This window comes from Kitasatospora sp. NPDC029312 (assembly GCF_055569215.1).
Genome location: NZ_JBVHXY010000008.1, coordinates 90,769 through 102,988, shown reverse-complemented (window position 1 = coordinate 102,988; position 12,220 = coordinate 90,769). Strand labels below are relative to the sequence as shown.

Annotated in this window: 13 protein-coding genes and 1 pseudogene; 7 read left to right on the top strand and 7 right to left on the bottom strand. The window is 73.4% G+C overall.

The genetic code is table 11. The features are described from left to right. Positions 1 to 12: 12 nt before the first annotated feature. Positions 13 to 477 carry a hypothetical protein gene (locus tag ACZ4WV_RS09705; RefSeq protein WP_465744572.1) on the bottom strand — a complete coding sequence of 155 codons (465 nt, stop codon included), beginning with the start codon at positions 475 to 477 and terminating at the stop codon, positions 13 to 15. Between the two features lie 354 nt (positions 478 to 831). Here ACZ4WV_RS09705 and ACZ4WV_RS09700 point away from each other — a divergent pair, with 354 nt between their 5' ends. Together ACZ4WV_RS09700 and lysA are read left to right on the top strand one after the other, a co-directional pair. After that, a complete protein-coding gene (locus ACZ4WV_RS09700) occupies positions 832 to 999 on the top strand; it encodes a hypothetical protein (protein ID WP_465744570.1) in 168 nt (55 codons plus the stop codon). Positions 1,000 to 1,025: 26 nt separating this feature from the next. Further along, positions 1,026 to 2,453: a diaminopimelate decarboxylase gene (gene lysA / locus ACZ4WV_RS09695; protein WP_465744568.1), complete on the top strand. Its 1,428-nt coding sequence runs from the start codon at positions 1,026 to 1,028 to the stop codon at positions 2,451 to 2,453. Between the two features lie 25 nt (positions 2,454 to 2,478). On the opposite strand, the gene ACZ4WV_RS09690 is transcribed toward lysA, so the two are convergent. From ACZ4WV_RS09690 to ACZ4WV_RS09680, 3 genes and pseudogenes are all read right to left on the bottom strand, one after another. Then, positions 2,479 to 2,907 carry a VOC family protein gene (locus ACZ4WV_RS09690; protein WP_465744566.1) on the bottom strand — a complete coding sequence of 143 codons (429 nt, stop codon included), beginning with the start codon at positions 2,905 to 2,907 and terminating at the stop codon, positions 2,479 to 2,481. Positions 2,908 to 3,042: 135 nt separating this feature from the next. Beyond that, on the bottom strand, positions 3,043 to 4,530 hold the full coding sequence (locus ACZ4WV_RS09685) for a S53 family peptidase (protein WP_465744564.1): 1,488 nt from the start codon (positions 4,528 to 4,530) through the stop codon (positions 3,043 to 3,045). Between the two features lie 362 nt (positions 4,531 to 4,892). Beyond that, positions 4,893 to 5,594, bottom strand: a pseudogene (locus ACZ4WV_RS09680) (NADPH-dependent F420 reductase); the annotation flags it as partial. 109 nt (positions 5,595 to 5,703) lie between these two features. On the opposite strand from ACZ4WV_RS09680, the gene ACZ4WV_RS09675 reads away from it, so the two are divergent. Further along, on the top strand, positions 5,704 to 6,069 hold the full coding sequence (locus ACZ4WV_RS09675) for an MmyB family transcriptional regulator (RefSeq protein ID WP_465744562.1): 366 nt from the start codon (positions 5,704 to 5,706) through the stop codon (positions 6,067 to 6,069). Positions 6,070 to 6,108: 39 nt separating this feature from the next. Here ACZ4WV_RS09675 and ACZ4WV_RS09670 read toward each other — a convergent pair whose 3' ends face one another. After that, on the bottom strand, positions 6,109 to 6,729 hold the full coding sequence (locus tag ACZ4WV_RS09670; RefSeq protein WP_465744560.1) for an L-threonylcarbamoyladenylate synthase: 621 nt from the start codon (positions 6,727 to 6,729) through the stop codon (positions 6,109 to 6,111). Positions 6,730 to 6,838: 109 nt separating this feature from the next. Continuing rightward, positions 6,839 to 8,848 carry a putative Ig domain-containing protein gene (locus ACZ4WV_RS09665; RefSeq protein ID WP_465744558.1) on the bottom strand — a complete coding sequence of 670 codons (2,010 nt, stop codon included), beginning with the start codon at positions 8,846 to 8,848 and terminating at the stop codon, positions 6,839 to 6,841. Positions 8,849 to 9,339: 491 nt separating this feature from the next. Here ACZ4WV_RS09665 and rpmB point away from each other — a divergent pair, with 491 nt between their 5' ends. The 4 genes from rpmB to rpmF all read left to right on the top strand — a co-directional run bounded on the left by rpmB (position 9,340) and on the right by rpmF (position 11,338). Beyond that, positions 9,340 to 9,576, top strand: a complete 237-nt coding sequence (rpmB, locus tag ACZ4WV_RS09660) for a 50S ribosomal protein L28 (protein WP_465744556.1) — start codon at positions 9,340 to 9,342, stop codon at positions 9,574 to 9,576. Beyond that, on the top strand, positions 9,576 to 9,881 hold the full coding sequence (rpsN, locus tag ACZ4WV_RS09655) for a 30S ribosomal protein S14 (RefSeq protein ID WP_465744554.1): 306 nt from the start codon (positions 9,576 to 9,578) through the stop codon (positions 9,879 to 9,881). Before rpmB ends, rpsN begins: the two co-directional genes overlap by 1 nt. Before the next feature lie 5 nt (positions 9,882 to 9,886). Beyond that, the gene (locus tag ACZ4WV_RS09650) at positions 9,887 to 11,050 is read left to right on the top strand and encodes a CobW family GTP-binding protein (protein ID WP_465744552.1); all 1,164 of its coding nucleotides are present in this window, start codon (positions 9,887 to 9,889) and stop codon (positions 11,048 to 11,050) included. 123 nt (positions 11,051 to 11,173) lie between these two features. Next, positions 11,174 to 11,338, top strand: a complete 165-nt coding sequence (rpmF, locus tag ACZ4WV_RS09645) for a 50S ribosomal protein L32 (RefSeq protein ID WP_465744550.1) — start codon at positions 11,174 to 11,176, stop codon at positions 11,336 to 11,338. A 101-nt stretch (positions 11,339 to 11,439) separates the two neighbouring features. Here rpmF and ACZ4WV_RS09640 read toward each other — a convergent pair whose 3' ends face one another. Beyond that, entirely contained in the window at positions 11,440 to 12,210 is a 771-nt protein-coding gene (locus ACZ4WV_RS09640; protein ID WP_465744548.1) for an ABC transporter ATP-binding protein, read from the bottom strand. Between the last annotated feature and the right edge of the window lie 10 nt (positions 12,211 to 12,220).

Below are 12,220 nucleotides of genomic sequence, written 5' to 3'. Positions count from 1 at the left end.
CGCGGCGCCCGGTCAGTGGTGCTGGTCGAGGCCCGGTGTGCGGGCGGCGTCGACCAGGAGATGGACGGCGTCGAGCGGGATGTCGAGCCGGCGGGCGATCCACGGAGCCGGGCGGCCGGCCTTGGCGAGCGTCCAGGCCGAGTACAACTGATTGAGCTGGGGCGCGTGTTCGGCGAGCAGCAGGGGGCGGACGGCCTCCATCGGGAAGCCCGCCAGCGCCCGGGCGCTGTACTCGCGCCCGTTGGGGCCGAGCGGCGGCAGCGGCAGTGGCCGGCGGGCGTCGAGCCAGCGGCCCAGCAGCACCGCGCCGACCAGCAGCAGGCCGGAGCAGGAGGCACCGATCAGGATGCCGCCGATCACCGGGCGGTCGTCCTCCTCCGCCATGCCGAGGGTCACCTCCTCCAGGACGAGCAATCCGAGGACGGAGAGCAGTACCGCCGCCTCGCGCGGGCGCGGGAAGAGCCGGGACGTCGTCATGGAGAACCTCTTCCTCGGCCGGCGGGCCGGGGGTCGGGGGCGGGCGCGGCGACTCACCTTCCGTACAACGGCGGCGGGGGGCCCGGGGTACGCCTGGACGACCGGGCGGTGGATGACCGGCTACTGAGTTGACGAGGCGTCAGGAGACCCCACCAGGATAGCCGGGTCATGCCAAGTTCGACAGGCTTGTCGAAGTGAGCGCTCGGCCTGGCCCCTCGGGGGGCGTCAGGGAGCCGTCAAAGTCGGCGGCCGGGGCGTACGGCCCGTGTCAAGGGCGGGGTCGGTCAGCGGGCGGAGGGCTTCCACTGGAGGTGACCGGGCCGCGCGGCCCGCCGCCCCGAAGGGATCCTCACGATGAACGACTCCGCCCCCGCCGTCGAACCGCCGCTACGCCGGGTGGTCCGGCTGCTCGACCGTCCGACCGAGCGGCCAGGCCCGCCGGCCCGGCCGTCGGAGCCCGTACCGGCCCACGACCGCGGCCGCCCGGCGCACTGCCGCATCGCGATGCAGTTCGAAGACTGAGCAGACCGACCCGAGGAGTCGCCACCATGAGCCAGCTCGCCGCCTCACCCGTCCCCGCCGCTGGGCACGCCGCTGGGCACGCCGCTGTGCCGACTGCCGTGCCCGCCGCTGTGTCCACTGCCGTGGCCGCCGTGGTGCCCGCCGCCCCCGACGAGGCGCTCGGCGGCCCCTGGCCGGCCTCGGCGCGGCCCGGCCCGGGCGGTGAGGTGCTGGTCGGCGGGGTCGGACTGGCGGAGGCCGCCGAGCGGTTCGGCACCCCGCTGTACGTGCTGGACGAGGGCGAGGTGCGCGCCCGGGCCCGGGCCTACCGGCGGGCGCTGCCGCACGCCGAGGTGCTCTACGCGGCCAAGGCCTTCCTGTGCAGCGCGATCGCCGAATGGGTCGAGGAGGAGGGCCTGGGCCTGGACGTGTGCTCGGCGGGCGAACTGCGGCTGGCGGTCTCGGCGGGCTTCCCGGCGCAGCGAATTCTGCTGCACGGCAACGCCAAGTCCCCGGAGGAACTGCGGCTGGCGCGGCGGCTGCGGGTCGGGCGGATCGTGATCGACGGGCCGGCCGAGATCGCCCGGCTGGCCGCGCTGGTGGCCGCCGACACCCCCCAGAAGGTGCTGGTCCGGGTGGTGCCCGGGATCGCGGCCGGGCACCACCCGGCGGTGCGGACCGGCGTCGGCGGCCAGAAGTTCGGCTTCCCCGTCGAGGGCGGTGACGCGGCCGACGCGATCGCCCGGGTGCTGGGCCAGCCGGGGCTGGAACTGTCCGGGCTGCACTGCCACCTGGGCTCGCAGATCACCGGGGTCGAGCCGTACCTGCGAGCGGTGGACGCCCTGGTGCGGCTGCTCGCGGAGGTGCGGGAGCGGCACGGCGCGCAACTGCCAGAACTGGACCTCGGCGGTGGGCACGGCATCCGCCAGGTGCCCGGGGACGCCGAGTTGGACGTCGCCGACTTCGCGGTACGGGTGACGGACCGCCTGGCGGTTCGCTGCGCCGAGGCCGGCTTGGAGGTGCCCCGACTGCTGGTCGAACCGGGCCGGGCGGTGGTCGGCCCGGCCGCCGTGGCGGTCTACCGGGTGCTGTCGGTGAAACACACCGCCGACGGCCGCTGCTTCGCGGCGGTCGACGGCGGGATGAGCGACAATCCGCGCCCGGCGCTCTACGGATCGCCGTACAGCGTGCGGCTGGTGGGCCGCCGCTCGGGCGCGGCCGAGGCCCGGGTGGACGTGGTCGGCCGGCACTGCGAGGCGGGCGACGTCCTGGTCCGCGACGCGCTGCTGCCCGCCGACCTGCGCCCGGGCGACGTGCTGGCGGTGCCGGCCGCCGGGGCCTACCAGCTGTCCATGGCCTCCGGCTACAACCTCGTCGGCCGCCCGCCCGTGGCGGCGGTGAAGGGCGGCCGTGCCCGCCTGCTGATCCGGCGGGAGACGGTGGAGGACTTCCGCCTGCGCGAGGTCGGGCGGTGAGGGCGGCTCGCCGGTACGGCGGGGCTCAGTCGACGCAGAACTCGTTGCCCTCGATGTCCTGCATCGGGATGCACGAATCGTGGCCGTCGTACAGCACCTGCACTTGCACCGCGCCGAGTGCGACCAGGCGGGCGCTCTCGGCCTGGAGGGCGGCGAGGCGCTCCTCGCCCACCAGCCCGGTGCCGACCCGGACGTCGAGGTGCACCCGGTTCTTGACGACCTTGCCTTCGGGAACGCGCTGGAAGTACAGCCGCGGACCCACCCCCGTGGGGTCGCTGCAGGCGAACCAGGAACCGCGCTCCTCGGCCGGCCGGGAGTTTTCGTACTCCTCCCACGTGGCGAACCCCTTCGGCGGCGAGGTCGGGACGTACCCCAGCACCTCGCACCAGAAGCGGCCGACGCGCTCGGGGTCCGCGCAGTCGAAGGTGACCTGGAACTGTTTGACCGATGACATGGGAGGCACCCTAGCAAAGGGCGATCTTGTTCATCTTCCCATTTTCCGACGGATGTTGACGGGAAAACGGTCCGGCACACGGCTCCGCTCCGCCGGGCCGTGGCCCGACGGAGCGGAGCGGGGTGTGCGTCGGCCTCAGCCGGTGTGGGCGGCGGTGACCAGATCGGGCAGCAGCTTCGCCGCGTTGGGCGTGCCGAGCCCGGTGATCGGGTCCCAGCCGGTGGTGGCGGGGTAGCCCGGCACCGTCGGGTCGGCGGTGTTGTTGCCGAGGGTCACGTCGTTGAAGTCGGCCGCGTACGTCGCCGGGTCGGCGCCCAGCTTGTACAGGGCCGGGTTGATCTGGCCGAGGCCGCCGCCGTTGATCTGGTCCGCGATCGAGACCAGGCCGGCCCACTGCGGGCAGGAGAGCGAGGTGCCGCCGATGTCGTACCAGCCGGTGCTGCACGGAGTGGCACCGCACTTGAGGCCGCCGGAGCCGTCCGGCGGCAGTGACAGGTAGACCAGCGCACCGGTGCCGGAGGCGGCCTGGAGGGAGATGTCCGGCACACCGCGCTTGGCGCCAATGGGCGTGGAGCCGGCCGGCAGCGCCGACTGGTAGGCGGGCTTGTCGAAGACCTGGCTGAACCCGCCGCCGGCGAAGGTCCAACCGACCTCGGCGGCCCCCGGGTTGGCCCGGCAGGCGGCCGGGCTGTCGGTGCTGTCCACGGTCCGGCCACCGGTCGCGTTGGGGTCGGTGCACAGGTTCGTGCCGCCGACGCCGGTCACCAGCGGGTCGGAGGCCGGCCACTCGACCGACGGGTCCGGGAGGGTGGAGCCGCCCTGCTTCACCGGCGTCTTCTTCGACCCGGTCGAGCCGTCGTCGCCGGACGAGCCGAGCACCGTGACGCCGTTCAGGGCCGCCGACTTGAAGGCGTGCCGCAGGGGCTCGATCGACTGGGCGCTGCCGAACGCGCCCTCGGCGGAGGCGAAGGACTGCGAGATGACGTTCGCCAGGTGGTGGTCGACCACGTACTGCTCGGCGTCCATCATCGCCGGGAAGCCCTGGACGCCGAGGGTCTCCGCGGTGGGGGTGCTGACCAGCAGGATGTTGGCCCCGGGGGCCATCGCGTGCGCGGTCTCCACGTCGAGCGCGACCTCGAGCGCCCAGGCGGCCTTGTCCTCCTGGCCGGTGCCCTTGCTGTCGGGCGGCGGCGCGGTGGTGCCCGGGGAGCCCTGGACGTGCAGCTCGCTGAAGGTCGGCATGCCCGGCTGGCAGGTCACGGCCTCCTCGCCGCACATCGCGGTGATGCCGAAGGCCTGGTCGAAGACGTGTAGGTCGTGCGCCATGGTGTCGCTGCCGTAGGAGTCGACGATGGCGATCGTCTGGCCCCGGCCGTCGTAGCCGCCGGCGTACAGCGGGCCGAGGTTGTAGGCGGCCCGGATCGCCTGCGGGCTGAAGCAGCGACGGCCCGCCGTCGCGCACTGCGCCTGGGTGGGGGGAGTGGTGCCGGTCGAGACCTGGGCGTAGTCGGCCACCGCGGGGTGCACGGCCGGGTAGACGGCGGCCACGGCGGTGCCCACCGTCGGGACGGCGAGCGCACCGGAGGCCGCGAGCGCCAGGCTGCTCACCCCTGCCAGGAGCATCCGGCGTATGGTTGGTGCCTTCAAGTCGTCCTCCATGAGGGTTGGTTGGGGGACATCGGCTGATGGACCCGGGTCGGATCGTGCGACACCGGGCCGGTGGGGTCTCCGGGACACGTGGTCACGGACGGGCGCGAGTGTAGGGGCGCGGGAGGCCCGGCCTCAATGCCTTCTCCCGAATCGGATCGACATCCGTGCCGCGCGCCGGACGTCCGTCCACCGACGGTCGGTACACGCTCCCGTCAGGGCGGTCGCCGGCACCGGGGGGATGGGCGCCGAACCGCCCGCCGGGCAGCGGAAAGCCGGCCCTCCCGGTGCGGGGAGGGCCGGCCGATTCGGTGCAGGGCACTCGGGCCCTTCGGTGCTCAGGCCTTGTGGGCCGCCGGGCGCTCGGGGGAGGCCTCGGCCAGGGCCCGGGTGACGGCCTCGACGCCGGCGCGCAGGCCGTACACCGGGGTGCCGGGCTGCTGGCGCCACGAGTCGTCGATCCCGCCGGCGTCCACCGTGTCGAAGCCCAACTCGTCGATCAGGGCCCGCACCACGCGCTTGGCGGCCTCGTCGTCGGAGGCGACGGGTACGGCGATCCGCTCCGGGTCGCCCGCCGGGCGGGGGCGCTCCAGCAGGTCCTGCGCGAAGGTGCCGTTGAACGCCTTCACCACCCGGTGGCCGAGGTGCTGCTCCGTCCAGCGGCTCTCGGTCAGCCCGTCGTCCTCGATCGCGTCGATCCGGCCGTCGCGCTGCTGCGGGTAGTAGTTGCCGGTGTCGATCACCGCCACGCTCTCGGCCGCGCCGTCCAGCAGGCCGGCGGGCAGGTCCGGCACGTTCTTCAGCGGGACGGTCACCACCACGACCTGCGCGCCGTTCGCCGCCTCGGCGGCCGTCACCGCCTTCGCGCCGGTCTCCTCGACCAGGGCCTTGAGCGACTCCGGACCGCGCGAGTTGGCCACCGAGACCTCGTGGCCGAGCGCGGTGAGCCGCCGGGTCAGGTTGCCGCCGATGTTGCCCGCGCCGATGATGCCGATCTTCATGGGAAAGCCTTTCGTTCCGGGGGTGTCGGTCCGGTCGTTCCAGCCGCTCCGGGTCGTTCCAGCCGTTCAGTCGTTCCAGGCGTTCCGGCAGGTCCTACCGCTCCGGTCGCCGGACTGCCGTGAGCTCGTCGACCTGCCCAACCCCGCGGTGATCGGTTCTGTTCCCGGGCAGGGTGGCTCGGGCCGGCGCCCTGCGGCTCGCCCCCGACGAGTCCGGGCACCTCCACCGCCTGGCCCGCCCGGCCGGCCGCACACCGCGCAGCCGCCCCACCGCCCGCCAGCGGCCCCGCCCCTCGAGGAGTTCCGGCAGTTCTGGGCCGAGCACCCGATCGCCGACAAGACGTCCGGGCGCAAGCGCTTCCACCACCCCCTGGTCGGCTCCCTCGACCTCGCCTACGACACCCTCCGCCCCGCCGACGACCCCGGTCAGGCCCTCATCACCTACACGGCCGACCCCGGCACCCCGTCCGACGACGCCCTGCGCCTGCTGTTGTCCTGGGCCGCGTCCCCCTGACGCCCGGCGGCCCGGCGCCCGCCGACGGCGCCCCCGCCGTCACTCGAAGCGTGCGGTGTCGCCGGCGCCGCGACGGACGATCTGCGCCTCACCGTCCGAGAAGTCGACGACGGTCGTCGGTTCCGTGCCGCAGTCCCCCGAGTCGACCACGGCGTCCAGCACGTGGTCGAGCCGCTCCTTGATCTCCCAGCCCTGGGTCATCGGCTCGTCATCACCGGGGAGGAGCAGGGTGCTGGAGACCAGCGGTTCACCGAGTTCGGCGAGCAGCGCCCTGGTGACGGTGTGGTCGGGGATCCTGACTCCCACCGTCTTCTTCTTCGGGTGCATCAGGCGGCGCGGCACCTCCTTGGTGGCGGGGAGGATGAAGGTGTAGCTGCCGGGCGTCGCGGCCTTGATCGCACGGAAGACGTTGTTGTCGATGTGGACGAACTGCCCCAGCTGGGCGAAGTCCTCGCACATCAGCGTGAAGTGGTGGCGTTCGTCGAGACGCCGGATCGACCGGATGCGCTCCAGCCCGTCGCGGTTGTCCAGCTGACAGCCGAGGGCGAAACAGGAGTCGGTCGGGTACGCGATGAGGGCCCCGGACCGGAGACTGGCGGCCACGGTGCCGATGGTGCGCGGCTGCGGGGATTCTGGGTGCACGTCGAAGTACTTCGCCATTGGACGACCCTACGGGATTCCGGTGATCCACGGGCGCAGCCACGTCCCGGCGCGCTCCGCACGCCGGTGGGCCGCGGCTGGCTGCCGCGGCCCACCGGGTGAGGGGGGATCAGGAGGTGGTGAGGGCGGTGTCGTCGATGACGAAGCTGGTCTGGAGCGAGGAGTCCTCGACGCCGGTGAACTTGACGGTCACCGTCTGGCCGGCGAAGGCGCTGAGGTCGTAGCTGCGCAGGGTGTAGCCGGCGGCCGCGTTGGCGTTGCTGAAGGTGGCCAGGGTGGTCGAGCCGGCCTGGACGGTGAGCTTGTCGTAGGCGGTGGAGCCGGTCTCGGCGGTGTCGATGTGCAGGTAGAAGCTGAGGGTGGCCTTGCAGCCGGCGGGGACGGTCACCGTCTGGGCGAGGGTGTCGGTGTGGCTGGAGCCGTAGCCGTCGAGCCAGGCCTTCCAGCTGCCGCCGTGGGCGGCCTCACCGGTGGAGTTGTCGACGACGCCGGAGGTCGCCGTCCAGGGTGCGGCGCTGCCGGTCTCGAAACCGGGGTTGCCGAGCAGCTGGGTGCCGGTGCAGCCGCCGCCGCTGCCGGTGACGGTCCAGCTGAAGCTGGTGGAGCCGCTGGCGCCGGTGGTGTCGGTGGCGGTCACCGTCGTGGTGGAGGTGCCGGCCGTGCTCGCGGTGCCGGTGATCAGGCCGGTGGCGGAGTTGATGGACAGTCCGGCCGGCAGGCCGCTCGCGGCGTACGTGAGGGTCTGGCCGGAGGCGGAGTCGCTGGCGTGGATCTGCAGGCTGACCGAACCGCCCTGGGCGGTGGTCTGGTTGCCCGGGCTGGTGACGGAGACGGTGTTGCCGCCGGTGCTGCCGGAGGTGAAGGCGGCGGTGCCGTTGGGGGTGCCGAGGCCGGTCGGGCCGTCGTAGCCGGCGGCGGCGGCGCACAGGTACGACGGGGAGCAGCTGCCGTTGGCGCCGCTGGTCACGTCGTTGAGCGAGGAGGTGTGGGCGTACGGGTAGGACGCCGGGGTGGTGCCGGCGGCCGGGGTGCCGGCGAGGGCGTAGACCGCGGCGATGATCGGGGAGGAGGCGCTGGTGCCGCCGTAGACGTTCCAGCCGCTGCCGCCGTAGGTCTGGTAGACGGCGACGCCGGTGGCCGGGTCGGCGACGGCGGAGACGTCGGCGACGGTGCGCTTGGCGCAGCCGGTGTCCTTCTGCCAGCTCGGCTTGGCGTCGTAGGCGGAGCAGCCGGAGCCGGCGCCGTTGCCGCCGGAGGTGCTGCCCCAGACCGTCTCGCTCCACCCGCGGGCGTTGGAGGCGCGGCTGAGGCTGGTGCCGCCGACCGCGGTGACGTACTGGGAGGCCGCCGGGTACTCGACGCCGTAGCCGGAGTCACCGGAGGAGACGGTGATGGCGACGCCGGGGTGGTTGAAGTAGCTGGCGTCGGAGCTCGGGTCGGTGGAGTCCTCGGAGCCGCCGTAGCTGTTGGAGACGTACTTGGCGCCCATCGAGACGGCGGTGTTGACGGCGGCGCCCAGGTTCGCCATGTTCGCGTCGTCGGACTCGACGAGCAGGATGTGGCAGTTGGGGCAGACCGCGCTGACCATGTCGACGTCGAGCGAGATCTCGCCGGCCCAGCCGCTGTCGGCCGTCGGGTAGTTGGTGCCGCCGCGCTGGTCGACCTTCTTGAAGCAGCCGTTGGCGGTGGTGCACGCGGGCAGCCCGTACTGGGAGCGGTAGGTGGCGAGGTCGGACTCGGCGTTGGGGTCGTCCTGGGCGTCGACGATGGCGACGGTGGCGCCGGAGCCGGCCGAGGCGGGCAGGTTGTACGCGGAGGTGAGGTCGCTGGGGCCGTAGCCGGAGGGCAGGAGGTTCGGTGCCAGGGTGCCCTGTTGGACGACGTCGGTGCGGGCGAGCGCGAGGCAGGCCATCTCGCCGGGGTGGCTGGGGGCGGCGCACAGCCGTTTGGTGGCGGCGGAGTGCGCGGCACTGTCGTCCGCGGTGGCGGTCGGGGTCGCGGTGGCCGTGGGGGCGGTGACCGCGAGCAGGCCGGTGGCGGCCATGGCGAGGGCGGGCAGGACGGCGAGCAGTCCGCGTGCCCGTGGCGGGCGCGGGCTGGTGGGGGGTTGGGAGCGCAAGAGTCGACCCTCCGTGGGGGTGAGGGCGCGGCCGGTGCCGGCATGGGGGTGCGCGCCGGTACGGGCTCGGGCCCGTGCTGACGGATCACGGCATGTGCTGGCCGGCCCCGGTTGGTGGCCGCGGACCGGCTTGGTGCTTGCGCTGAACTGGGAGGCGGGGGACGTCCCGGGCTGGAAGCGGAGGGACACCTCCGCGTTGATGACAGGGCCATGACATGCAGCGGGGCGCATCAAGGGCCGTACCGCTCAAGGCCGTTGTCCTGGCGGTGCGGCCATGACGTTACTGACGGGTCGTCGGCCCCCTCAAGGAGCCGTGCGCAGCTTTTACCCGGGCTTGCCCATCAATTGTCCGGGGGATGAGACGGGCTCTGCCGGGCGCGGTTCCTCGCGTGCCGTGAGGGGCCTCCTCCCGATCGGTCGGGACTCTACCAAAATGAAATCCATGTTCATGTAGAGTCTCCTCCATCGACCCCGACAGAACGGAGCCCCCGATGTCCGCCCACTGCCAACTGACCGGCCGCAAGCCGGGCTTCGGTAATGCGATCTCGCACTCGCACCGCCGCACCCCGCGCCGCTTCGACCCGAACATCCAGCGCAAGCGCTACTGGTTGCCCAGCGAGGGCCGCTACGTCCGCCTCACGCTCAGCGCCAAGGGTCTGAAGACCATCGACACCATCGGGATCGAGGCGGCCGTCGCCCGGATCCGCACCCGGGGGGAGAAGGTCTGATGGCCAAGCAGAGCAAGATCGCCAAGAACGAGCAGCGCCGTGCCGTGGTGGCCCGCTACGCCGAGCGCCGTGCCGAGCTGAAGAAGATCATCGCGCGGCCCACCAGCACCCCCGAGGAGCGCGTCGCCGCCCAGCGCGAGCTGGCCGACCAGCCCCGGGACGCCAGCGCCACCCGGATCCGCAACCGCGACGCCGTGGACGGCCGTCCGCGCGGCTACCAGCGCGCCTTCGGCCTGTCCCGGATCAACCTGCGCACCATGGCCCACGCCGGACAGCTGCCGGGCGTGCGCAAGTCGAGCTGGTGAGCACCGTGCCCGCACACCTCAGGCTCCCCGTCGTCGTGGTGTCCGGCCTGCACCGCGCAGAACGCCGCCGCGCCGTCCAGGAGTTGCTGGACGGCGGCGTCAACGGCGTGGTCCTCCACCACGACCTGCGCGACGCCGACCGGGGCACCGTCCACCGCGAACTGCGCGACGCCGACGGGGTGTACGACACCGCCGAACTGCCGCTGACCAACGACTGCCCCTGCTGCGCCCTGCGCGAGGACCTGCTGCCGCTGCTCTCCGGCATCGCCGAGGCCGGTGAGCACGGGCTGGCGATCGTCGAGCTGTGGGGCGGCAGCGACCCGCACCCGGCGGTCGAGGCGATCGCCGGCGGCGAGGTGGACGGCCGTCCGATGGGGGAGGTGATCGAGCTCGCCGGGGTGGTCACCGCCGTCGACCCGGACCGGCTGCTCGGCGAACTCTCCGTCTCCGACGAGCTGTCCGAGCACGGCGAGCACACCTGCCCGGACGACGTCCGCACCCGCGCGGAGGCGCTCGCCCACCAGATCGAGTACGCCACCACGATCGCCGTCGCCCGCGGCGGCGAGACCGGTCTGTCCATGCTGCGCCAGCTGCACCCGACCGCGCGCCGGGTGCTGCTCGGCACCGGCGAGCTGCTGCGCGCGGCGCTCGGCGGCTTCGACGTGCCGGCCGCCCGCGACCGGGTCAACCCGGCGCTGGCCCTGCTGCCGCAGGAGCACGACGAGGCGGGCGTGGCCACCCTGGTGTGGGAGCGCCGCCGCCCGCTGCACCCGGTACGGCTGCACGCCGCGCTGGAGCTGCTCGTCCCGGCCGCCCAGCGCAGCCGCGGCCGGTTCTGGCTGGCCAACCGTCCGGAGCTGATGCTGGCCTGGGACGCGGCCGGGGCCAACCTCGCGGTCGAGGAGTGCGGGCCCTGGCTGGCCTCGCTCCCGGACGCCGCCTGGGAGCTCTACCCGCCCGCCCGGCGGGCCGCCGCCGCCCTCGACTGGCACCCCGCCCACGGCGACCGCGTCCAGCAACTCGCCTTCACCGCCGAGGGGCTGGACGTCGACGGGATCGTCGACCTGCTCGACTCGTGCCTGCTCACCGACGCCGAGCTGATGGCGGGGGAAGAGGGCTGGAAGTCCCTCCCCGACGCCTTCGCCGATCTGCTCGAACCCGTTTCCTGATCGGGCGGGCTCCGGCGGACTCCGGGCGGAGAGCCCCCGAGCGCACAACCCCAGCGAACAAACCCCGGCACGAGGCGGGCGTCACCGCCCGCCGCGCCCCAACCCACCCACGGGAGACCTGACATGGCCGTTCCGAAGCGCAAGATGTCCCGCAGCAACACCCGCCACCGCCGTTCGCAGTGGAAGGCCACCGCCCCGCAGCTCGTGCCGATCACCGTCGAAGGCCGTGAGCACCTGGTCCCGCGCAACCTGGTGAAGGCCTACGAGCGGGGCCTGCTCGTGCCGTAAGGCGGTGGCAGCACGGCGAGGGGTCGCAGCCCGTGGGGGGCTGCGACCCCTCGCCGTTTCAGGAGGCGTCGCCCAGAAGGGTTGCTTCATAAGGCGTTGCGCTAGGAGACGTTCTCCGGGAGGCCGGCCGCCGGCAGGTGCCAGTGGCGGGCGGCCAGTTGGGCGGTCCACATCCGGGCGTAGCGGCCCGCCGGGTCGGCGAGCAACTCGGTGTGGGTGCCGCGCTGGGTGATCCGGCCGCCGTCGACCACCACGATCTGGTCCGCCCCGACGACGGTGGACAGGCGGTGGGCGATGACGACGACGGTCTTTCCGGCGACCAGGTTGTCGATGGCCTGCTGCACCACCACCTCGGACTCGGTGTCCAGGGCGGCCGTGGGTTCGTCCAGCAGCACGATCGGGGCGTCCTTGAGGATGGCCCGGGCGATGGAGATCCGCTGCCGCTCGCCGCCGGAGAGGGCGGAGCCGATCTCGCCGACCCTGGTGTCGTAGCCGTGCGGCAGCCGGGAGACGAACTCGTGGACGTTGGCCGCGCGGGCCGCCGCCTCGATCTGGGCGTCGGTGGCGTCGGGGCGGGCCAGGGCGAGGTTGGCGCGGACGGTGTCGTCGAAGAGGTAGACGTCCTGGAAGACGACGGCGAGGTGGCGCAGGGTCGGTTCGTCCTGGCCGTCGTAGGTGAAGGTGACGTTCTCGAAGCGGAGTTCGAAGTCCTTCGGCTCCGCCCCGCCGGGCGCGACGGGCAGCGGTTCCACCCGCAGGACCTCGTCGACCCTGCTCAGCGCGGCCTCGGACATCTCGAAGAGCTTGGTCATCACGGCGGCCATGCTCAGCGGCTCGGCGAACCGCGCGGCCGTCACCACGACGGCGACCATAGGCTATTGG

Excerpts from the sequence above, each read along its gene's own strand:
- ACZ4WV_RS09705 (WP_465744572.1), bottom strand. The coding sequence starts at position 477 with ATGACGACGTCCCGGCTCTTCCCGCGCCCGCGCGAGGCGGCGGTACTG.
- ACZ4WV_RS09685 (WP_465744564.1), bottom strand. The coding sequence starts at position 4,530 with ATGCTCCTGGCAGGGGTGAGCAGCCTGGCGCTCGCGGCCTCCGGTGCG.
- ACZ4WV_RS09690 (WP_465744566.1), bottom strand. The coding sequence starts at position 2,907 with ATGTCATCGGTCAAACAGTTCCAGGTCACCTTCGACTGCGCGGACCCC.
- rpsN (WP_465744554.1), top strand. The coding sequence starts at position 9,576 with ATGGCCAAGCAGAGCAAGATCGCCAAGAACGAGCAGCGCCGTGCCGTG.
- ACZ4WV_RS09640 (WP_465744548.1), bottom strand. The coding sequence starts at position 12,210 with ATGGTCGCCGTCGTGGTGACGGCCGCGCGGTTCGCCGAGCCGCTGAGC.
- ACZ4WV_RS09670 (WP_465744560.1), bottom strand. The coding sequence starts at position 6,729 with ATGGCGAAGTACTTCGACGTGCACCCAGAATCCCCGCAGCCGCGCACC.
- rpmF (WP_465744550.1), top strand. The coding sequence starts at position 11,174 with ATGGCCGTTCCGAAGCGCAAGATGTCCCGCAGCAACACCCGCCACCGC.
- ACZ4WV_RS09700 (WP_465744570.1), top strand. The coding sequence starts at position 832 with ATGAACGACTCCGCCCCCGCCGTCGAACCGCCGCTACGCCGGGTGGTC.
- lysA (WP_465744568.1), top strand. The coding sequence starts at position 1,026 with ATGAGCCAGCTCGCCGCCTCACCCGTCCCCGCCGCTGGGCACGCCGCT.
- rpmB (WP_465744556.1), top strand. The coding sequence starts at position 9,340 with ATGTCCGCCCACTGCCAACTGACCGGCCGCAAGCCGGGCTTCGGTAAT.